This window comes from Bradyrhizobium sp. BR2003, from assembly GCF_009720285.1.
Lineage (GTDB): Bacteria > Pseudomonadota > Alphaproteobacteria > Rhizobiales > Xanthobacteraceae > Bradyrhizobium > Bradyrhizobium elkanii.
The window spans coordinates 71,685-92,862 of sequence record NZ_SMYJ01000014.1 but is presented as its reverse complement, the minus strand read 5'-3'; the positions used below and the strand labels follow the sequence as shown (position 1 = coordinate 92,862).

The window sequence follows — 21,178 nt, the reverse complement described above, 5'->3', positions numbered from 1 at the left end:
CTGTAGCTCTGCGTTTCCGGCGGTGGAACGTAATTCCACTTTCACGGAATCCGTTTTAAGGTCGCACCGGCTCCCCGCGAGTCTCGCAGGCTCCGGGTGAGTCCCATATCCTTGTGTTGGAGAGTTTCACGCGATGGCGCTGTCGAGCATGACTGGCTTTGCCCGAAGCCATGGCGCAAGCGGTCCCTATACGTTCGAGTGGGAGCTGAAATCGGTCAATGCCAAGGGCTTTGACCTGCGGTTGCGGCTGCCGCCGGGCTGGGACGAACTGGAAGCGCTTGCCAAGAAGCGGGCCGGCGAGCTGCTGTCGCGCGGCACGGTCTACGCCAATCTCAGCGTCAAGCGCACCGACGCGGCGCAGACGATCCGGATCAATGAGGACGTGCTCGCCGCCGTGGTGAAGGTCGCCGGCACGCTCGCGCAGCGGATCGACGCGGTGGCACCGAGCATCGACGGACTGCTCGGTATCAAGGGCGTCATCGAGGTGGTCGAGCCTGAGAGCAACGAGGACGAGGACAAGGCGGCGCGCGAGGCGGCAGCGATGGCCTTCGAGCAGGCGCTGGGCAGCCTTGTCGAGATGCGCCGGCGCGAGGGCGAAGCGCTGGGGCAGATCCTGATGCAGCGGATGGACGAGATCGAGCGGCTCGCCAAGCGCGCCGAGACCGCTCCCGGCCGCAAGCCCGAGGCGATCAAGGCGCGGCTTGCCGAGCAGATCGCAGCGCTGCTCGAGACGTCCGACCGCTTCGATGCCGACCGCCTGAACCAGGAGGCGATCCTGATCGCCACCAAGGCCGACATCCGCGAGGAGCTCGACCGCATCGCCTCGCATATCGCCCAGGCGCGCGAGATGATCGGCAAGGGCGGTCCGGTCGGGCGCCGGCTCGACTTCCTCGCCCAGGAATTCAATCGCGAGGTGAACACCTGCTGCTCGAAGTCGAACGACGTCGAGCTGACCAACACCGGGCTTGAGATGAAGAACGTGGTCGAGCAGTTCCGCGAACAGGTCCAGAATCTGGAGTGAATGATGACGGCGCAGGGTTTTGACGGCGTTGAGCGGCGCGGACTGATGTTCGTCCTGTCGTCGCCCTCGGGCGCCGGCAAGACCACGCTGTCGCGCATGCTGCTGGAGCGCGAGCCGGGCCTGAAGATGTCGGTGTCGGCGACGACGCGGCCGATGCGGCCCGGCGAGGTCGAGGGCCGCGACTATTTCTTCGTCGACAAGAAGAAGTTCGAGACGATGGTCGAGCACGCTGAACTGCTCGAATGGGCCACCGTATTCGACAACCGCTACGGTACGCCGCGCGCGCCGGTCGAGGCTGCCCTGTCGGTGGGACAGGATGTTCTGTTCGATATCGACTGGCAGGGCACGCAACAGCTCCATCAGAAAGCCAGCGCCGATGTGGTGCGGGTGTTCATCCTGCCGCCGTCGGCCGCCGATCTCGAGAAGCGGCTGCATACCCGGGCGCAGGATTCGGAAGAGGTCATCCGCGGACGGATGAGCCGCGCCAGCCATGAGCTGAGCCATTGGGCGGAATACGACTACATCGTCGTCAACCACAATGTCGACGACGCCTTTGCCGAGGTGCAGTCGATCCTGAAGGCCGAGCGCCTCAAGCGCGAGCGCCGCACCGGCCTCACCGAATTCGTGCGCGGCCTGCAGCGTCAGCTCGAGAAGTAGTGGTCGGAACCGTGACGCGATCGCAGGGCGATCGCATCACGGTCATTTCCTTGAGTGCACTCTAGTTCGCAGCGCTGCGCGCAAGCCGCTGCAGCATCGCGGCGATCTGCTTGTTGTCCTGCTCTCTTTGGTCCCTATCGCGCGCAGTCTCCCGCCGAGCAGCCGCAGTCTCGGCGCGGCGTGGAGCGGGGGGCGTCTCTGCACGGCGCGGCACGGGTGTCTCGGCGCGGCGCGGCGCAGCCTCGGACAGACGCAGCGGACGGTCCCGGCTGACGACCGCCATCGGTGGCGCCGGCTCGGTGTGCAGCGAATCCCACGGCGCGTGCCACTCGTCCTCGGTCTGGTAGGGCGCCGAGCGCCTGCGGGTCAGACCGAATACCAGCGCGCTGACCATGCCGGCCAGCGCCAGCGCTCCAACCATCACGATCAGCAACATCTGCGTCGACGACGATGATTTCTCCACCGACGCCTCGGCCGTGGCGGGGGCGGCAGGTGCCGGCGCGGCCGCCTGTTGCGGTGTCGCGTCAGCCTGCGCGACCACGGTCGGCGGGTCCGCGGCGCGCCGGGTTCCGTTGGTTCCGGCCATGCTCGAGGCATCCAGCCACCTGGCGTTCACGTCGGACGGCTGGGCGTTGGCACCCTGAGCTGCCGGATCGATCGCCGCTGCCGTTGCGCCGGCCTGGCTGGCGTCGGCGCTTGGCGCAGGCACGGCTGCGGCCTGAGGCGAGGGCCACTCGGCATGGGCATCGGCGACTGATTTGCGCATCGCCGGTTGTTGCGGCGCGGGCTGGCTCTGCGGCGCCGGCTGGCTCTGTGGCGGCGCGTCGGCCGTTGTGGTTTCGGGCGCGGCTGCCGCTGGCGGCTGCTGAGCGGTCGTGGTCGCCGTCTTGGCCGCCTTGTTCTTGGCCTCGCCGAGATACCAGCACTTCTTCTTGCTACGATCGAGATGGTAGAACCAGTGGCTTCCCGCAGGCGCGGTTCCCTTGGGGGCGGACAGACAGCTGTCCGCCGTGTTGGTGCTATTGGCCGTATTGGCGGCGGTCTGGGCCATGGCGCCGAAACTGGCACCGGCCAGCATGCTGGCGGCAAGCGCCGCAGCGAACTTCGCTGAACGATTTGACATACGCGTCCCCGGTATCTCTTTTTTTACGCAAACGCTGGAGATCCCAATCTCGGCAAAGAGTTGGGTCGCAATGCGCCGCAAATCCGGAACGGGTAGGGCTTAATTGGGGCTCCCAGCTTGCCGCAATTGCGGCGGGCCGAAGGCGAGGGCGTTCACTGGCTCCATAGGGCGCGGTTTATCGCTTGGACGCGGTCCAGTGGCCCTTGCAGCCGTCGGATCGCACGAACGAGCCGGAACCGCTGCGGCCCGAGAAACGGCCCGAACTCGTCCAGCTCAAACCTCCAGCGGATCCGCTGCCAGTCGTGGATCCGTTGGGGCTGACATGTCCGGAGCTCAGCTCTCCCGAAATCGCGCCGCCTGATATCACCAATCTTTCGGTGCTGGAGCCGCAAGGCGAACCCTGGGCGACAACCACCCATGAACCGTCGAAATTGCCACCACCCTCGTTGCTGGTTTTCCTCGCGGCGCGGCGCGGCGCCTCCGAACTCTTGCTTTGCGCCGGCCTTGATGGCGTGACGGTGCGCGGCGCTGTGCGGGTCCCGGACAGCGACTTCTCGTCATTGCCGATACTGCCACCGCTGCTGCCGGACTGCGCCAGCGCGGCCGTGGACCCGAGCGCGGCAATGAGCAGCGCGGAAAGCAGCATGGGTCGAGGCAGCAGGTGAAACATGTTCTTCATTGCAACCGTGTCCAATGTGGTCGTCATCAAATTCAGTGTCCGGTGCCGTCGGCGCAGACGGCATCGATAATGCGACAGGATTTCCCGGCCTTGCCGCATTCGTCAAGCGCGGCAGTCTTGGCGCGATCAAGTGCGTCGCGCTGGATCAACGACCAGGACTTGGCTGATATCGCGAACGCGCCGCAGCGCGAGCCGTAAAAGGAAAGCTCGACGGTGCACTTGGCGCCGCCGCATTTGGCGCGCGCGTCCTCGACCGCGGCGCGCCGCGACGCGTGCTTCCAGGAGATGCCCCATTTGTCGATGTCGGGGCCATAGACGATTGATCCCCAGGGCTGCAGGTCCTCCATCTTGCGCAGCCGCGTCAGCACCCCCTCGGTCGCTTCGCCGGTCGGCGTCATGGCGACCTTCTCCTGGAATTTGCTGATCGCCGCGCGCATTCCGTTCCTGCTGTCGAGCGGCTCGGGATCGAAATTGTGCTCATAGAGACGATCGCTCAATTCACGCAGCAGTGCCGGGTCCTTGATCGGAATACGGTCGGGATCGGGCCGCAACGTGCTCGGCGACTGCGGCTCGGGTTGCGGCGCGACTGCGACCTTCTGCTCGGCCGGAGCCGCTGGCGGCACGAAATAGAAGGTGCCGTCGATCGGCGACGAGGACACCCAGGGCTGTTGCGAACCGCCGGTCTCGCGTTTCACGGCAAGCCCGACCTGATTGAAGGTCTGGAAGATGTCGAGACCGGCGAGCTTGATCGTGGCGGCCAGCGCCTTGGTATAGGGGCTGTGGCCGCCGGTGCCGTCCTGCGCGACGTTGCCGGGCTGCGTGGCATAGGAGATCAGCGTGCCCTCGGGGGCGCGCATCTGCGCGAGGCCGCCGTCGGCCGCGCGCAGCCCGCGTCCGCCGAACGGGTTGTTGCGGCAGGCATCGAGGATCACCATGTTGAGCCGCGTGCCGGAGCCCTGCATCTGCCTCAGCACCAGGTTGACGTCGAGCATCTGGAAGTCGACGTCGGCCTCGCGGGTGGCGTTGGCGCTGACCGGCACGAGATAGTTCGCGCCGGACACCTGGACGCCATGGCCCGCATAATAGAACAGCGCGACGTCGGCGCCCTGCACCTGCCGGCCGAAGCTTTGGACGGCGATGTCCATGGCCGGCTTGTCGAGATCGAGTTGGGCGCGTCCGCCGATCAGGGTGAAGCCGAGGCCCGCCAGCGTCTCGGCCATCAGGGCGGCATCGTTGCGGGGATTGTCCAGTCGCGTCACGTTCTGGTAGGCGGAATTGCCGATCACCAGCGCAACGCGCTTTTCGGCCGCGGCCTGCGCCACGCCGACGAGTGCCTGCCACAGCAGTATCAGCACCGCCGCAGCCGCCAGGCGCCTGCCTTGCACAGCCCCGTGCATCCCCGCGATCCTCTCAGCCTCGCTGGCAGATTACCAGCGCGCGGGGGAGGACAAAAGCGGCCGTCCGGGCAGCAAGGCGCGGCCAATTGAGCTCGGAGACGTCACACAGGGAGTAATCCCGCCGGTGGTTGGCGGCCGGCGGGATTGCTTCGGCTAGTTCTTCAGGACGATGCGTCCGACGACCTTGCCGGCGCGCAGCTCGTCGATCCATTTCTGGACGTCGGCCATCGGCTCTTCCTTCATCGGCGTCGGCTTGATCTTGCCGGCGCGGGCGAGCGCCATCAATTCCTGGCCTTCGGCCAGCGTGCCCACCATGAAGCCTTCGATGGTCATGCGCTTGTAGACCCACTGCACCATCGGCAGCGTGAACTGGCCGCCCATCAGGCCGGACACCACGATCTTGCCGCCGCGCGCGACCGTCGACACTGCAAACGCCATCGACTTCTCGTTGCCGGCAAAGTCGACGACGCCGTCGAAGCCGCCGTCGCTCTCCTTCAGCATGCGCTTGACGACATCGGGCTCTGCCGGGTCATAGGCGGCCGCCGCGCCGTTCTTCAGCGCGGTCTCGCGCGCCGCGGCGCTGAGATCGGCAACGGTGATCGGCTGCTTGAACATCGCCTGCGCGAATGACAGGCCCATCATGCCGACGCCGCCGAGGCCGATCAGCAGCAAATTGCGCTGGCGCGGACGATCGACCAGGCGCTTCAGCGCGCCATAGGCGGTGACGCCGGAGCACATCAGGGTGGCGGCCTGGTTGACCGGCAGCGGATCGTAATCGAGCAGGTATTTCGCGTCGGGCACCAGCACATGGGTGGCGAAGCCGCCGTCGATCGAGACGCCGAGGAAGCGCTGCTTGACGCAGAGATTCTCGTCGCCGGCGAGGCAGTCGCGGCACTGGCCGCAGCCGATCCAGGGGAAGACTGCCTTCTTCGTCCCGATCAGATCCTTCGGCGCATCGGGGCCGACCTCTTCGACCACGCCCGCGATCTCATGGCCGAGCGTGAAGGGCAGGCTCATGCCGCGGGTGGTGTCGAGCTTCTTGCCGCCGCCGAGATCGGCGTAGCCGTCCTGGATGTGGAGATCGGAATGGCACAGGCCGCAGCGCTCGATGCGCACCAGCACCTCGCGTCCCTGGGGCCTCGGCGTGTCGACGATGGTTTCGCACAGCGGTGCATCGAATTTGACGAGGGATTGGCGAACCATACGCGCCATTACGTTTTCTCCTGTTGTTCTATTTTGTGGCCCGTATATCGGCCAATTCCCTCGCCATGGCAACAAAGCCCGCGACCGGAATGGTTTCGGCGCGCCGCGTCGGGTCGATACCGGCTGCTGCAGCAAGCCGCGCCGGATCGACCGACAGCGATTTCAGGCTCTGGCGCAGCATCTTGCGGCGCTGGCCGAAGGCGGCGGCCGCGACCTGCTCGAGCATGCGGCGATCGCACGGCTCGGGCGCGGCGCGCGGTATCAATCGTACCACCGAGGACGTGACCTTCGGTTGCGGCACGAAGGCCGCGGGCGAGATGTCGAACAGGATCTTGGTCTCGGCGCGCCAGTTGGCGAGCACCGCGAGCCGGCCAAACGCTTCCTCGTCCTCATGGGCGACGATGCGCTCGGCGACCTCGCGCTGGAACATCAGGACCATCATATCGTACCAGGGCGGCCACGGCTCGATCGACAGCCAGTCGACCAAGAGCTGGGTTGCGATGTTGTAGGGCAGGTTGGCGACGATCTTGGCCTTGGCGCCGTCGAGGAAGGGACGCGGATCAAAGCGCTGCGCGTCGCCATGCACGATCTCGATGCGGCCGGGATAGCGCCTGGCGATGTAGTCGAGCGCGGCCAGCGCCCGCTCGTCGCGCTCGATGGCGATTACGCGCTTGGCACCCAGCGCAAGCAGCGCGCGCGTCAAGCCGCCGGGACCGGGGCCGACCTCGATCACGGTGGAGTCTTCCAGCGGGCCCGCGGCGCGAGCAATGCGCGCGGTGAGGTTGAGATCGAGCAGAAAATTCTGGCCCAGCGATTTACGCGCCGACAGCGAATGCTCGCGAATGATGTCGCGCAGCGGCGGCAGATCGTCGATCGCGCTCACTTAGCTTGATGCCGCGGCCATGCGCGCGGCGAGCCGGAGGGCGGCGATCAGGCTCGACGGATTGGCCTTGCCGGTGCCGGCGATATCGAATGCGGTGCCGTGATCGGGCGACGTCCGGATGAAGGGCAGCCCCAGGGTGACGTTGACGGCGTCCTCGAACGCGACGGTCTTGATCGGGATCAGCGCCTGGTCGTGATACATGCAGATCGCACAGTCATAGGTCTTGCGCGCGGCTGCGTGGAACATGGTGTCGGCCGGCAGCGGGCCTCGGACGGCAATGCCATCGCGGCGCAGGATCTCGACCGCGGGCGCGACGATCTCGACGTCTTCCATGCCGAGCGTGCCGTCTTCGCCGGCATGCGGATTGAGGCCGGCAATGGCGAGCCGCGGCGCCGCGAGGCCAAACCGCGCCTTCATGTCCGCGACCACGATCCTTGCAGTCGACACGATCAGGTCGGTCGTCAATTGCGCCAGCGCTTCGCGGACCGACACATGGATCGTCACCGGGACGACGGCGAGCGCCGGCGACCACAGCATCATCACCGGCTGCGGCGCGTGCCCGCCGCTTGCGGCGAGCTCGGCCAGGAACTCTGTGTGGCCGGGATGCCGGAAGCCGGCGCGGTACAGTACGTTCTTGGCGATCGGATTGGTGACGACGGCGCTGGCCTTGCCGGCGGCGACATCGGCGACGGCCTGCCGGATCGATGCCAGCGCCGCATCCGCGCTCGTGCCGTCGGGCTGGCCCGGTCGCGCCGTCGCCGCCTTGCCGGTCGCAACCACGGGGAGGGCGCGTGCGAACGCCGCGGATGCCTCCTCGGCGCCGACCTCGGCCAACTCGATGGCAAGCCCGAGCGCCTTGGCGCGTTCGGCAAGCGCGGCGCGGTCGCCGAGCAGATAGAACGGCGGGAGATCGAGTTCGCGGCGTCGCAGCCATGCGGCGAGCGTGGTGTCGGGGCCGATGCCTGCGGGCTCGCCGGATGTCAGTGCGAGAGGTTGAGCCATGCGTCAACGTTAGTCGATCATCGCCCGCCTGGATATTCGATCATCGCGGCTTTCCGGACTTCCTGCAGGTAGGCTTTCGACTTCGCCTCGTACTTCTGCACGTACATCTTGTCGCGCATCTCACGCTTCTTCGGCGTGTCGACGGTGGTTGCCTTCCTGCCGCACAGGGCGACCATTTCGATGCCCTGCTTGGTGACCTCGGGAGGCGTGAGGTGGCCGACCGGGGTCTTGTCCAGGATGTCGCGCAGCGACTGCGGCAGGTCGGCCGAGGTCTTCACGACGATTTCGCGGATCGCGGCGTTGCGCATCGCCTTGAAGAAGGTGTTGGCTTCCTCGCAACTGGTGACGCGCTCGCGCAGGCTGTCGGCTTCCTTGCGGCGCCCCTCGAACTCCGACTGCGGCGCGCCGCGGGGCACGATCAGAACGACCGGCTGCATCCTGTATTCGAACGCCTCGGCCTCGGCCGCCCCTCCGGTCTCCTTGACCGCGTTGGCCACGTCCTTTTCGCCAACCTGCAGGCTTTCCTTGAAGCGGCCGCGGACCAGGCTGGTCCAGACCATGTCGGCCCTGATGCGCTGCTTCAGCGTATCAGGGCGGATGCCCTTGCCCTCGAGCACCTTGGTGAGCTGGTCGCCGGAAAGCCGCATCCGCTGCGCCATGCCGCCGAAGGACTGGTCGATATCGCCGGCGGAGGGGTCGACGCCGAATTTCTTGGCTTCCTTGATCTTCAGCTTCTCGTCGATCAGTTCGTCGAGGACGGTCTTCCGATCGGGCGTCTTGCCGCCGGTCAGGGCGTTCAGCTTGGCGCGCTGCTCGATGTCGTAATTGGTGATGGGCTCGCCATTGACCATCACGGCGATGGTCTGGGCATGCAGTCGCGCACCGCCTCCGAGCAGGAGGATAAGAGCGAGCAGGAAACTCAACACTAGCTGATAGCGGCGCGTTGGCAGGCTAGCGGTCGTCATTATCGTCATGTCAGCCGTTTAAACCAATTCAAGCCGGAGCCACAGGCAATCCACGCCCTCCGCCAGACCGCTCGCTCGCTACTGCATACCAGCCGAACTGCTGGTCGTGGAGGTTTGGGCGATCGTCCGCAGCCCGATCTGGAACATGAACGCGTGGCTGAGGACGGGCGGCGTCGAGCCGGCCTGATAGGTATAGGACGTGACATAGTTGGCGGCCAGCACGAAGCAGTCGTCCACATAGCCCGCGCCGAACGCGTACTGGTTGATTTTGTTCGCTTCAAGGTCCCAGCGCGCCGCGCCCTGAACCACCCAGTTCGCCGCTACCTTGATCGATCCGCTGGCGAGGATGCCCTCGCGGCGCGTCAAATAGCCAAGTTCCGGCTGCGCGGCATAGTCGCCGTACATCAGGCTGACCGACCAGCGGTCGAAGTTCGCGCTGGCCTGGGCCTCGAACCGGTTGATGTTCCAAGTCGCCTCGTCCATCCGCGAGCGGACGCTGAACGTGTAGGTACGGTTGGGCGAGTAGGCGAGGCTGGCGACATAGTCCGAGCGCGGATTCTGCAAGCCGGAGTCGACGCCGGTGTTGGTGACGTCGGCGACCGCGAACGAGTTCAACCCGAACATCTGGTAGGACTGTCCGAACATCGCCTTGACGCTGCCGCCACGATCGAACTGCGTGGTGGCCTGCACGCCGACATTGGCGCGGCTGCCGCCCTCGACGCGGTCGTAGCCGGAGAACTTGTCGACCGCGAACAGGTTCGAGGTGTCGAACATCAGGCTCTGCGCGTCCTCGTTCGGAAGCTTGCCGGCGTCGGGCTCGTTGGGCCGGATGATGACCTGCGCGATCGGCTCGACGGTCGTCGTGCCCCACGGTTGCACGTTGATGAAGGGGTAGCGGTATTCGAAGCCGACGGTCGGCATCAGGCGGACCGTCTGGGTGTCGCCGACCGGCAGGAAGTTGGAAACGCCCGGCTGGTTCGAGATGTCGGCGTTGATGGCATCGGCGCGGACGCCGACGAACGGCGTCCAGATCTGGCCGAGCGGGTCGGTATAGGATTTGCGCCACTGCGCCTCGGCGGTCAGCCTGGTGTAGGTGCCCGGCATGCCGCGCAGCAGGCACTGCGACGGCGTCCGCGCCATCGGGTCCGCGGATGTGGTCGTGCACAACGGGTTAAGGGGGTTGGCGGCCTGTGCCGTGATCGGGTCGAACACCGCGGTTTCGCGGGTCAGGTTGGTGAAGTTCACCTTGTAGCTGAACTCGCCACCGAAGATCGGGCTGTTGATCACGTTGTTGTAGTCGATGACAGGCGCGACCACCGGAACCTGGTTCTGGTTGCCGGAGTAGCTGAGATAATAGATCGCGCGCGCGTCGAAGAAGCTGCGGTTGCCGACGCCGGTCAGATAGAGCTGCGAGATCGCCTCGGTCGGCAGCGACAGGAACGATCCGAACGGATCCTTGTACTGGGCCAGCCGGTAATCGGACATGAAGTAGTAGTCGGACAGCAGCACGCCGTCCCAGCCCCAGGTCCACTTGTCGTTCAGCGCGAACTGACCCTTGGTCTCGACGCCGCCGCGGAACTGGCGGTCGCCGGGCTGGCCGGCGAAGGCGCCCTGATCGAGCTGGTCGATGCCGTAGAGCCGGATCTGATAGGCGCCGTTCGACAGACGCTGGCGGAATTCGCCCTGGAACAGCACGCCCTGCTTCGACGTGATGCGCGGATTGAAGGTCGCGTCGAAGTCCGGCGCGAGCGCGAAGTAATACGGAATTTCGACGCCGACGCCGAACGCCGAATACGTCGTGAAGCCCGGCATCAGGAAGCCGCTCTTGCGCTTCACGGTCGGATCGGGCGTCGAGAAATAGGGCAGATACGCCATCGGAACGCCGAAGAATTCGAGCTGGGCGTTCTCGAAATAGAGCATCTTTTCGGTCTGGTTATGGATGATGCGCGCGCCCTTGACCTGCCAGAGCGGCGGCTTCTTCGGATCATCCTTACATGGCGCGCAGGCGGTATAAACGCCGTTGTCGAACACCGTGTAATTGCCGCTGGACCGATCGGCACGGGTCGCCGCCATGCGGGTCTGGTCTTCAGTGTCGACGCGCAGCGAATCGACGAAGCCGTCGCGGTAGTCGTCGCTGAGATCCACGATGTTGGCGTAGGTGATCTTGCCTTCCGCATCGGTCATGCGGATGTTGCCTTCGGCATGAAGACGCTTGGTCTTCTGGTCGTAGATGACCTTGTCGGCCTCGACGCTGGTGCCGTTGTAGAACATCTGGACGTTGCCGACGGCCGAGATGCGCTGGTTGTTGTAGTCGTAATCGACCTCGGTCGCCTGAACCAGCATCTGCCCGTCATTCTTGGCTGGCGGGCGGGGCGGCTTCGGCGGACGCGGATTGTAGGTGAAGGCCTGCGCGGCAGCCGGCGCCGACGCGACAATGTCGAGCGCGCTGACCACGACGAACGCGGCGAGGAGAGCTGAGATCGAAACGCCAAACGCGGCCATGCGGCTCCGTTGACGGCGCAGGGCACTGCGCCGCCCGGGAGCAGGCGACCTCAACTGGCGGGCGGCGACGATAGCCACTACCCGTCCTCCTGGTACAGCAAGGCTAAGAAACCGGTGAGGCTGCCCACAACGACAGGCAACCACGCCGCAGCGATGGGATGCATCAACTCAGCCTTGCTCAAATCTTCAGTTACTTTCGACAGCACGTAGAGCAGAAAGCCTGCGCCCACGCCACTCAAAACCATCTTCTGCACGCCGCCCATCCGAAAGAAGCGGAGGCTCACAGAAGCCGCCAACATCACCATCGCAGCCAGCAAAAACGGCTGTGCGATGAGCTTGTGATACTGCAAGCGATAGCCAGCCGTCGCGAACCCTGAACTCTCCGACGAACGGATGTAGTTCGGCAGTTGCCAAAAGGACACAGTTTCCGGGGTGGAGAAACTGTTGCGCACCTGTGCCGGGGTAAGGGTGGTGGTCAGGTAGAAGGTGTCCTGATCCACCGGAGGCTTATCGAGGGTGAATCGGCGCACGCCCTTGAACACCCAACGGCCGTCTTCGAGCGCCGCTTCGCGCGCTTCGATTCGCTCCTTGAACTGAAGCGTCGTATCGAATCGGAACACGGTGAGGCCGGTCAGCCGGACGCCCTGCTGCTCGCTGCGGGCCGCATTGATGATCGCCTGACCCTCGTCGTTGATCTGGTTCAGCCAGAAGCCGGACGCGTCCTGAATGCCGCCGCCGGGCGCCGAGCCGAACAACTCGGCCTCCATGCGTTTGGAGAGCTCGCGCAGATTGGCCGACACCGGATTGTAGGCGGTGGTCGCGAAGATGCCGAGTAAGATCGCACTGGCCAGCGCCGGCGAGATGAATTGCCAGGCCGAGACGCCGGCGGCGCGTGCCACGACGAGCTCCAGCCGCCGCGACAAGGCGAGGTAGCAGGTCATGGCGCCGATCAGCACGCAGAACGGCATCAGCTTCTCGAGCAGCTGCGGCACCCGGAATAGCGAAGTCTCCGCCACCGTGATCGCGGAGGCCGAGACGAGGCCCGACGTCTTGCGCACCATCTCGATGTAGTCGACCAGCACGAGCAGCACGAAGATGCCCGCGAACACTCCCACCGCCGCGATCACGAAGCGGCCGGCGAAATAACGCCCGAGTGTGTTTGTGACCATGCTCATGCGGTTGCCGGCCTCCGGAAGAGGCGCGCAATGCGCTCGTTGTTCCTGTTGATCGCTTCCATCAGCCGTGGCGGCGGTTCGACGACCACGCCGCCGACGATCATCCAGATGCCGATGCCGATGCCGCCGAACAGCATCAGATACTGCACCAGCGCCGCGAGCGGCGTCTTCACCGCCATGACGGAGCAGGCGAACCCGACCATGCGCAGGCCGAACACCGCGAATACCGAGCCGCCGATCGAGAAATTGCGGCTTTGGCGCGTGGTGCGCGGCGCGCCGAGGAAAGCGAAGGTGAGGGCAGCGAACGCAAACGGATAGATCGGCGCCATGAAGCGATCATGCAGCTCCGCGAAGAACTGGCCCGAGAGCTGCTGATAGGTCTTGTCTTCCTCGTCCGGCCACATCAGTTCCCAGAGATAGCGCTCGCGAATCCCGAGCGTGACGTCGCGGCCCTGCGAGAATTTCGACATGTCAAAGGCGTAACGGGCGAACGCGACCAGCGCCGGATCGCGCTTGCCAACCTCGAACCGTTGGAGATTGCCGTCATAGAGCACGAGGTACGAACCTCGATCGGTCTTCTGCACGGTGCCGTGGTCGGCGATGATGGTGACGCGCTCCTGCGGATCGCGGCGATCGTCGACGAAGACGCCGCCGAGCACGCCGCCGGGCAGGCGCTCGCGGATGCGAATCGTCAAGTTCTGGTCGAGCTGGGCGAAGCGGCCGGGCTGCAGGATGTTGGTCAGCACGTCGGCGGTGATCTCGGCGTCCCACTGCTTGATTCGACGCATGCCGTCGGGGGCGAGATAGGCGCCGATGAAGGCGACCAGCGCCGCCACCACGCAGGTGGCAAGGAAGAACGGCCGGAACAGTCGGATCGGCGAGAAGCCCGCCGCGTTCATGACGATGATTTCGGAATCGGTCGCGAGCTTGTTCAGCGTATGGGAGATCGCGATCATCAGCGCGATCGGGGCGATGATCAGCACCAGGGCGGGAATCACGAGACCGGTGATGCCGAGGAAGGTGAGGATGGTCTGACCCTGGCTGGTCATCAGGTCGATGCCGCGCAGCGCCTGCGTAATCCAGATCACGCCGGTGAGGCTGACCAGGACAAGCGCAAACGACGCCAGCGTCGTTTTAAAGATGTACTTGTCGATCGACCCCATCGCTACCGCACGACCCCCAAAGACCCCTGCACGCAACCAAACGCACGGCTTTCGACCATCCCCGTCAACCCGGGTTCCCCTATGGTCGAGCCGCGGACCCGTCCGGCTCACTCTCTAGTCACTCTCTCACTACCATCCCTTTGATCCGTCAACAAAATGGCCGGGCCAAGGCACGCTTAATTTATGGTTAATTAATCGCTTTTGTGGCCTTCGGGCCACTCCGGCGCTTGGCAGCGACGCAGCCGACAGGTCATAGTGCGTGACAAGCTTGGTCCGGTCTGGTTCCGGACCGCCATCGCAATGCTCACCCCGCGTGCCGGAAGGACCGCCTCAGGTCCGAGCAACACCCTGAGTTCTGGAGGATTTTCCTATGTCCGACGCCGTCAAGGTCGGCTTTGTCCCATTCTCCGCGGCCGCTCGCGGTATTCTGGTCGTCTTTTGCGACGACCAATTGAAGCTGGGAGCCGTCGCCCGGAAGGCGCTGGGTGCTGCCGCCGAGACGGTCAAGCGGGCCGCGGCCGCCAACCAGTTCAAGGGGAAGAGCGGGGCAATCCTCGACATCCTGGCGCCGGAGGGAATCAAGGTCGAGCGGCTGATCGTGATCGGCACCGGCAAGCCGGCCGACCTCAAGGAGAAGGATTTCCTCAAGTTTGGCGGCGCGGTGGCTGGCAAGCTCAATGCCGGCAGCGGTTCGATGAACGTGATCGCGGAACTGCCCGATGCGGCGATGGCCGCCGGCCAGGCCGCCGCGATCGCCACCGGCATCCGTCTGCGCGCCTACAAGTTCGACCGCTACAAGACCAAGAAGAAGGACGGCGAGGACGGCGCCCTGCGGGCCGACGTCTCGATCGCCGTCGACGATGTTGCCGCCGCCAGGAAGGCCTATGCGCCTGAAGCCTCCGTCGTCGACGGAGTGAATTTGGCGCGCGAACTCGTCAACGAGCCGCCGAATGTGCTGTATCCCGAGGAATTCGCACGCCGCGCCAGCCAGCTTCGCAAGCTCGGCGTCAGCGTCGAGGTGCTCGACGTCAAGGCGATGACCAAGCTCGGCATGGGCGCGCTGCTCGGCGTCGCACAGGGATCGGCGCGGCCCGGCCGCACCGTGATCATGCGCTGGAACGGCGGCAAGAAGAGCGAGGCACCGGTCGCGTTCGTCGGCAAGGGCGTCTGCTTCGACACCGGCGGCATCTCCATCAAGTCGGCCGGCGGCATGGAGGACATGAAGGGCGACATGGGCGGTGCGGCCTGCGTGGTCGGGCTGATGCATGCGCTCGCGGCGCGCAAGGCCCGCGTCAATGCGGTCGGCGCCATCGGCCTTGTCGAGAACATGCCCGACGGCAATGCGCAGCGGCCGGGCGACATCGTCACCTCGATGTCCGGCCAGACCATCGAAATCATCAACACCGACGCCGAGGGACGCCTCGTGCTCGCCGACGTGCTCTGGTACGTCGCCAAGAAGTTCAAGCCGAAATTCATGGTCGATCTGGCCACGCTGACCGGCGCGATCATGGTCGCGCTCGGTACCGATCACGCCGGCATGTTCTCCAACAACGACGAGCTCGCCGAGCGCCTGACCAAGGTCGGCCTGGAGACCGGTGAGAAGGTATGGCGCATGCCGCTCGGTCCCGAATACGACAAGCAGATCGATTCGCAATTCGCCGACATGAAGAACACCGGCGGGCGCAACGGCGGCTCGATCACGGCAGCGCAATTCCTGCAGCGCTTCGTCGATGGCACGCCGTGGGCCCATCTCGACATCGCCGGCACCGCGATGGGCGCGCCGAAGACCGAGATCAATCAGAGCTGGGGTTCGGGTTTTGGCGTCCGGCTGCTCGAGCGGCTGGTCTCCGACTATTATGAAGCCAAGAAATAGCAAGAAATAGAGTGTCGGCCGGCGCATGACCGAGGTTCTGTTCTACCATCTGCAGAACATGACGCTGGAGAGCGTGCTGCCGCCGCTGCTCGAGAAGTCGCTCGAGCGCGGCTGGCGCGTGGTCGTGCAATCGACGTCGCAGGAGCGCGCCGAGACGCTCGACGCGCATCTGTGGACCTACAGCGACGATTCATTCCTGCCGCACGCGACCTCGCGCGTTGCCGACGCGCAGGACCAGCCGATCATCCTGTCGATCGAGGAGGGCAACCCGAATCGGGCCAATGTCCGCTTCCTGGTCGACAATGCGGCGTTGCCGGCCGACTGCGACAGCTACGAGCGGCTGGTCCTCGTGTTCAACGGCGACGACCCCGACGCGGTGGCCTCGGCCAGGGAAAGCTGGACGGCTTGCAAGGCACGCGGCTTCGAGGTCACCTATTGGCAGACCGACGAGCGAGGACGCTGGCAACGGCGCCAATAGCGATAGCTACTAATTAATGATAATTCGACGTTTCTTAGGGCGGGCCACGGTCATGCCGCAAAGTGATGTTCGGACAAGCCCTTAGGTGAAGGGGTAGGAGCTTTGTCGATCGTGCGGGACGGAACATTCAGTCGGAAGTCGCTGCTGGCCTTGCTGGTGCTTGCACCGGCACTTGCCGGCTGTTCGGGCGCCGGATCCGACTTGTTTTCGCGCGATGCGGAATGGTTCTCGCGTCCCGGGCGGGTGTTCATCCGCAACATCTCGATCGAATCGCCGCCGCTGACACCGGACAAGCCGGTAACGAACGACGATCTCGTCAGTGCCGACGGCAGCTGTCCAGGCATGGCACCGCCGCCGGGCGCCACCGATGCCAACGCGCAGGCCGGCGGTGCACCGCCGCCGCAACCAACCGGCGGCAGCGTTGCACTCGGCCACACTGAATGCGACGTCGTGCGCGGCATCGGTGCTCCCGACAGTGTGAACCTGTCCAGTGGGCCGGGCGGCGAGCGTGTTGCGGTCGTGACCTGGTCGCGCGGCGCGCGCGCCGGCATCTACACGTTCTCCTCAGGGCGCCTGTCGTCCGTCGAGCGCGGTCCGGACCCTGTGCCGGAGCCGAAGCAGGCAAAGCCGAAGAAGAAAAAGACCTCGCACGGCTAATTCGCCGCTTCGTCGAGTTCGGCGCTGGCTTCCAGCCAGTCTTCCTCGGCGCGCTGTAACGCGCTCTCGGCGCCGGCGCGCGCCTTGGTCAGTTGCGCGGCCTGCTTGGGGTCGCGCGTAAAAATATCCGGCAATGCGAGCGCGATATCGATCTTGGCGATGATGCCGTTGATGCGCTCGATCTCGGCCTCGGCTTGCGTGACCCGCTGCCTTGGCGAAGCGCGCTTTTCACTGCGGGTGCGCTCCGGCTTGGCGGGCTCCTTGACGCGCTCGCGCGAGGCCGGCCGGCCGTCATTGGCCGACAGGATCATGCGTCGATACTCGTCGAGATCGCCGTCATAGGCCGTCACGGTCTGGTTCGCCACGACCCACAGGCGGTCGGCGCAGGCCTCGATCAGATAACGATCGTGCGAGACCATCATGACGGCGCCGGGGAATTCGTTGATCGCCTCCGCCAGCGCCGCACGGCTGTCGATATCGAGATGGTTGGTCGGCTCGTCCAGGATGATCATGTTCGGGCCGTAGAACGTGGCAAGTCCGAGCAGCAGCCGCGCCTTCTCGCCGCCCGACAGGCTCCTCACCAGCGTGTCGCCGGCCTTGCCGGAGAAACCGATGGCTCCGACGCGGCCGCGCACCTTGCTCTCCGGCGCCTCCGGCATCAGCTTGCGGATGTGATCATAGGGCGAGCCGTCGAGATTGAGCTCGTCGACCTGGTGCTGGGCGAAATAGCCGACCGACAGCTTGTCGGCCCTCGTGATCTTGCCGGCAAACGGCGCGAGCTTGCCCGCCAGCAGCTTGACCAGCGTCGACTTGCCGTTGCCGTTGGCCCCGAGCAGCGCGATGCGGTCGTCGGTATCGACGCGCAGCGTCACGCGATTGAGCACCGGCTTGCCGGGCTCGTAGCCGACCGAGACGTCGTCGACCGCGATGATCGGCGGCGACAGCAGCTTCTCCGGCGCCGGGAACGAGATCTCATGAACGTCCTGGGTCACCAGCGCGGTGATCGGCTTCATCCGCTCCAGCATCTTCACGCGCGACTGCGCCTGCCGTGCCTTCGAGGCCTTGGCCTTGAAGCGGTCGACGAAATCCTGCAGGCGCTTGCGCTCATCGGCCTGCCGCTTGGCGTGCTTGGCGTCGAGCAATTCGCGCGCGGCGCGCTGTTCCTCGAACGAGGAATAGGTGCCCTTGTAGAGCGTCAGCTTGCCGCGATCGAGGTGCAGGATCTGATCGACCGAGGTATCCAGGAGGTCGCGGTCGTGGCTGATCACGATCACCGTGCGCGGATAGTTGGCGAGGTGGTTCTCGAGCCACAACGTGCCTTCGAGATCGAGATAGTTGGTCGGCTCGTCCAGCAGCAGAAGGTCGGGCGCGGAGAACAGCGTCGCCGCCAGCGCGACGCGCATGCGCCAGCCGCCGGAAAACTCCGCGCACGGCCGTGCCTGGTCTGATGTCGAGAAGCCGAGGCCGGAGAGGATCGCCGCGGCACGGGCGGGCGCGGAATGGGCGTCGATGTCGACCAGCCGGGTCTGGATTTCGGCAATCCGGTGCGGATCATGCGCCGTCTCAGCCTCGCGCAGCAGCGCGTCGCGCTCGAGATCGGCCTTCAGCACGACGTTGATCAGGCTTTCGGGCCCGTCGGGCGCTTCCTGCGCGAGGCTGCCGATACGCCAGCGCGGCGGAAGCGCGATGCTGCCGCTCTCGGTCGGAATGTCGCCCCGGATGGCGTGAAACAGCGTCGATTTGCCGACGCCGTTGCGGCCGACAAATCCGACGCGGGCTCCGGGCACAATTTGCACCGAACTGTTATCGATCAACAGCCGTCCGGCGATCCGGACCGAAATGTCAGTGATGGAGAGCATGCAGCGTTGTCACCGGACCCGCCGCCAAACGCAACCCGTCTGTTTGTAAAATCTCTCCCGGGCGCTGTCGCAAAAACGCAATTGGGCTGCTGGTCAGCCCCTCAACATTTAATGGCGATCGCCTTCCCGTCGTTGCATCTCGTCGAGGAGCTGCTGCAGGCGAGACGAAAGCGCGGGCTCTGGCCGCATGCTTTGCTGAAGCCGTTCACCCACGGCATCGCAGATGTAACGGCAGGTCTTGTGATCAATCTGATCGGCGTCGCTGTCGATCTTGCTCATTGTCATCGTCATGGCATGTCTCTCGGCGAGTTCCACCTCGCATGTTCGAGTAGCTCCTCGCCATGACAAGTCGCGACCCCGAATTTGGTTTCCGCGCCTTACTCTCGCTTTGAGGTAGTGGGCCCCAGCATATGCCCGGGTTCCGCGGCGGACCTGAAAAAAGCCCCGGCGCGAGGGCCGGGGCGAGAAGCAAGTCAGGGGAGCAGTCGACAGATTCGATGGATCAGTAGCAGCGGTTGACCAGGCGCCAGCGGGGGCCCCACGGGGTCGGCACGACGCGGCGTACGTAGCAACCGCCACCGTAGCCATAACCGCCGTAATAGGCCGGACCGCCGACGATGACGCGCGGGCCGCCCCACCAGCCGTGGTGCCATCCACCGTGCCAGCCGCCATGCCAACCACCCCACGCCGAGGCGGAGGTCGGGGCGAGCGCGGCGGCACCGAGCGAAACCGCGGCGACGGCGGCAAGCGAGAGTTTGCGTAACATGATCGTCTCCTCGATGTATGGGCGCGCGCGACGCGCCCGCGGTGACATTTCCCGAGACGTCCTGTGAGGCTTGCGGATGGGGCCAGCAAGGCGTCCGATCGCTGCAGAGCCTATCGAGCTGGAGCTGAACGGCAGCGGCACGGCGCCGACAGAATGGGTTCACCTAGATGAAATCGCGGTAAGCTGGCCGAGCCAGCCGCGATCCGGAGGGCACCCGAACGACGGTTTTCGTCTTGAAAATGCGTCAAAACTAAAGGCTAACGCGTCACAGGGTCGCTTGCCGTTACCCCATCCCGCCGATATAAGCCCCCGCAACTCCCAGCCACGTTTACAAGGACGAAATCATGGCGATTGAACGCACCTTTTCGATCATCAAGCCCGACGCCACCGAGCGCAACCTGACCGGCGCGGTCAATGCGGTGATCGAGAAGGCGGGCCTGCGGATCGTGGCGCAGAAGCGCATCCGCATGACCCGCGGCCAGGCCGAGACCTTCTACGCCGTGCACAAGGCGCGTCCGTTCTTCGGCGAACTGGTCGACTTCATGACCTCGGGCCCGGTCGTGGTCCAGGTGCTGGAAGGCGAGGGCGCCATCCTGAAATATCGCGACGTGATGGGCGCGACCGATCCGTCGAAGGCCGCCGAAGGCACCATTCGCAAGCTCTATGCGAAGTCGATCGGCGAGAATTCGGTGCACGGTTCGGATGCCCCGGAGACCGCCGTGATCGAGATCGCGCAGTTCTTCTCTGGTAACGAGATCGTCGGCTAACGCCGCATCACTGGACGTGGCACGGTCTCCAGCGGAGACCGTGTCGAAAACAAACCGGGGAGCGGCGGACGACCGCCGCCAAGGGGCGGCCGCAAGGCCGAATAGGACTCGCTGTGGACTGGCTGTGGCAGATCTTTGATCCGGCGTACATCGGCGCGTTCTTCACCGAATTCAAGAACGAGATGGCGACGCCGACCTTCTGGGTCGCCGTCGGCAAGATCATCTGGATCAACGTCCTGCTGTCGGGCGACAACGCGCTCGTGATCGCGCTCGCCTGCCGCGGGCTCGCGCCGCGCCAGCGGCTGTGGGGCATGATCCTCGGCGCCGCCGCGGCGGTGCTGCTGCGCGTCATCTTCACCGGCATCGTCGCCAGCCTGATGGAGCTTCCCTATTTGAAGCTGGTCGGCGGACTGGCGCTGATCGTGATTGCCGCCAAGCTGTTGGTGCCGGAGCAGGAGGACGAGGACAGCGTGCACGCAGCCTCGCATCTGTGGGCCGCGGTTCAGATCGTCGTCGTCGCCGACATCGTGATGAGCCTCGACAATGTGATCGCGGTGGCCGCCGCCGCCAATGGCAGCGCGCCGTTGCTGGTGCTCGGTCTTGCGATCAGCGTTCCCCTGATCGTTGCCGGCGCGGCGCTGATCATGGCGCTGCTCACCAAGCTGCCGGTCCTGGTCTGGGCCGGTGCCGCGCTGCTCGGCTGGATCGCGGGCGATGTCATCGCGACCGATCCGGCCGTGCATCCGAAGCTGGACGCACTGTTCGCCGGACCGCTCGGTGCCAAGCTCGATTCCTGGCTGACGTCGGTCGGGATGTCGCCGCAATTCGCGCATGGCGGCAATGGCGGCGAGATCACGCTCGCGGTGCTCGGCATCATCGTGGTGCTGGTCGTGGGGTCGATCTGGCGCCGCCACGCACTCCGCAAGGCCAAGCACGCCGCCAAGGCGGCGTGAGCCCTAAATCGCGATGCGATTGGGTCGAGCTAATTGTTTGAGCGTGATCTCCGCG

The 21,178-nt window shown here is 65.3% G+C and carries 20 protein-coding genes; 7 read left to right on the top strand and 13 right to left on the bottom strand.

What is annotated here, in order from left to right; translation table 11 throughout:
• Positions 1-133: 133 nt before the first annotated feature.
• Positions 134-1,021, top strand: a complete 888-nt coding sequence (locus E2I15_RS08850) for a YicC/YloC family endoribonuclease (protein WP_137482778.1) — start codon at positions 134-136, stop codon at positions 1,019-1,021.
• Between the two features lie 3 nt (positions 1,022-1,024).
• On the top strand, positions 1,025-1,678 hold the full coding sequence (gene gmk, locus E2I15_RS08845) for a guanylate kinase (RefSeq protein ID WP_170991745.1): 654 nt from the start codon (positions 1,025-1,027) through the stop codon (positions 1,676-1,678).
• Between the two features lie 61 nt (positions 1,679-1,739).
• On the opposite strand, the gene E2I15_RS08840 is transcribed toward gmk, so the two are convergent.
• The 10 genes from E2I15_RS08840 to lptF form a co-directional block, all read right to left on the bottom strand.
• Positions 1,740-2,801 carry a hypothetical protein gene (locus E2I15_RS08840; RefSeq protein ID WP_137482776.1) on the bottom strand — a complete coding sequence of 354 codons (1,062 nt, stop codon included), beginning with the start codon at positions 2,799-2,801 and terminating at the stop codon, positions 1,740-1,742.
• Between the two features lie 175 nt (positions 2,802-2,976).
• Positions 2,977-3,480, bottom strand: a complete 504-nt coding sequence (locus tag E2I15_RS08835; protein WP_196238894.1) for a hypothetical protein — start codon at positions 3,478-3,480, stop codon at positions 2,977-2,979.
• 32 nt (positions 3,481-3,512) lie between these two features.
• Complete coding sequence (locus E2I15_RS08830; RefSeq protein WP_137482775.1) at positions 3,513-4,877, bottom strand: caspase family protein; 1,365 nt, start codon at positions 4,875-4,877, stop codon at positions 3,513-3,515.
• Between the two features lie 153 nt (positions 4,878-5,030).
• A complete protein-coding gene (locus tag E2I15_RS08825) occupies positions 5,031-6,089 on the bottom strand; it encodes an alcohol dehydrogenase (protein ID WP_137482774.1) in 1,059 nt (352 codons plus the stop codon).
• Positions 6,090-6,108: 19 nt separating this feature from the next.
• On the bottom strand, positions 6,109-6,963 hold the full coding sequence (gene rsmA, locus E2I15_RS08820) for a 16S rRNA (adenine(1518)-N(6)/adenine(1519)-N(6))-dimethyltransferase RsmA (protein WP_137482773.1): 855 nt from the start codon (positions 6,961-6,963) through the stop codon (positions 6,109-6,111).
• Positions 6,964-7,965, bottom strand: a complete 1,002-nt coding sequence (gene pdxA, locus E2I15_RS08815) for a 4-hydroxythreonine-4-phosphate dehydrogenase PdxA (RefSeq protein WP_137482772.1) — start codon at positions 7,963-7,965, stop codon at positions 6,964-6,966.
• Positions 7,966-7,982: 17 nt separating this feature from the next.
• A complete protein-coding gene (locus E2I15_RS08810) occupies positions 7,983-8,930 on the bottom strand; it encodes a SurA N-terminal domain-containing protein (RefSeq protein WP_137482771.1) in 948 nt (315 codons plus the stop codon).
• A 78-nt stretch (positions 8,931-9,008) separates the two neighbouring features.
• Positions 9,009-11,432 carry an LPS-assembly protein LptD gene (locus E2I15_RS08805; RefSeq protein WP_155262282.1) on the bottom strand — a complete coding sequence of 808 codons (2,424 nt, stop codon included), beginning with the start codon at positions 11,430-11,432 and terminating at the stop codon, positions 9,009-9,011.
• 77 nt (positions 11,433-11,509) lie between these two features.
• Positions 11,510-12,607: an LPS export ABC transporter permease LptG gene (lptG, locus tag E2I15_RS08800; RefSeq protein ID WP_137482769.1), complete on the bottom strand. Its 1,098-nt coding sequence runs from the start codon at positions 12,605-12,607 to the stop codon at positions 11,510-11,512.
• Entirely contained in the window at positions 12,604-13,770 is a 1,167-nt protein-coding gene (lptF, locus tag E2I15_RS08795; protein WP_016847429.1) for an LPS export ABC transporter permease LptF, read from the bottom strand. Before lptF ends, lptG begins: the two co-directional genes overlap by 4 nt.
• Before the next feature lie 370 nt (positions 13,771-14,140).
• Between lptF and E2I15_RS08790 the strand changes: the two genes are divergently transcribed.
• The 3 genes from E2I15_RS08790 (at position 14,141) to E2I15_RS08780 (ending at position 16,778) form a co-directional block, all read left to right on the top strand.
• Positions 14,141-15,643, top strand: coding sequence for a leucyl aminopeptidase (locus E2I15_RS08790; protein ID WP_137482768.1), 1,503 nt, complete (start codon positions 14,141-14,143; stop codon positions 15,641-15,643).
• 25 nt (positions 15,644-15,668) lie between these two features.
• Positions 15,669-16,121 (top strand): DNA polymerase III subunit chi, encoded by a 453-nt coding sequence (locus E2I15_RS08785; RefSeq protein WP_137482767.1) that lies wholly within the window; start codon positions 15,669-15,671, stop codon positions 16,119-16,121.
• Positions 16,122-16,223: 102 nt separating this feature from the next.
• Positions 16,224-16,778 (top strand): hypothetical protein, encoded by a 555-nt coding sequence (locus tag E2I15_RS08780; RefSeq protein ID WP_137482766.1) that lies wholly within the window; start codon positions 16,224-16,226, stop codon positions 16,776-16,778.
• Here E2I15_RS08780 and E2I15_RS08775 read toward each other — a convergent pair.
• The 3 genes from E2I15_RS08775 to E2I15_RS08765 all read right to left on the bottom strand — a co-directional run bounded on the left by E2I15_RS08775 (position 16,775) and on the right by E2I15_RS08765 (position 19,403).
• A complete protein-coding gene (locus tag E2I15_RS08775; RefSeq protein ID WP_137482765.1) occupies positions 16,775-18,637 on the bottom strand; it encodes an ABC-F family ATP-binding cassette domain-containing protein in 1,863 nt (620 codons plus the stop codon). The two genes, E2I15_RS08780 and E2I15_RS08775, sit on opposite strands and share 4 nt — an antisense overlap.
• Before the next feature lie 108 nt (positions 18,638-18,745).
• Positions 18,746-18,916 (bottom strand): hypothetical protein, encoded by a 171-nt coding sequence (locus E2I15_RS08770; RefSeq protein WP_246668341.1) that lies wholly within the window; start codon positions 18,914-18,916, stop codon positions 18,746-18,748.
• A 223-nt stretch (positions 18,917-19,139) separates the two neighbouring features.
• A complete protein-coding gene (locus tag E2I15_RS08765; protein WP_018271306.1) occupies positions 19,140-19,403 on the bottom strand; it encodes a hypothetical protein in 264 nt (87 codons plus the stop codon).
• Positions 19,404-19,747: 344 nt separating this feature from the next.
• Here E2I15_RS08765 and ndk point away from each other — a divergent pair, with 344 nt between their 5' ends.
• Both ndk and E2I15_RS08755 read left to right on the top strand, forming a co-directional pair.
• Positions 19,748-20,170: a nucleoside-diphosphate kinase gene (ndk, locus tag E2I15_RS08760; RefSeq protein ID WP_137482763.1), complete on the top strand. Its 423-nt coding sequence runs from the start codon at positions 19,748-19,750 to the stop codon at positions 20,168-20,170.
• A gap of 113 nt (positions 20,171-20,283) precedes the next feature.
• Positions 20,284-21,123 (top strand): TerC family protein, encoded by an 840-nt coding sequence (locus tag E2I15_RS08755; protein WP_137482762.1) that lies wholly within the window; start codon positions 20,284-20,286, stop codon positions 21,121-21,123.
• The last annotated feature ends 55 nt before the right edge of the window (positions 21,124-21,178 follow it).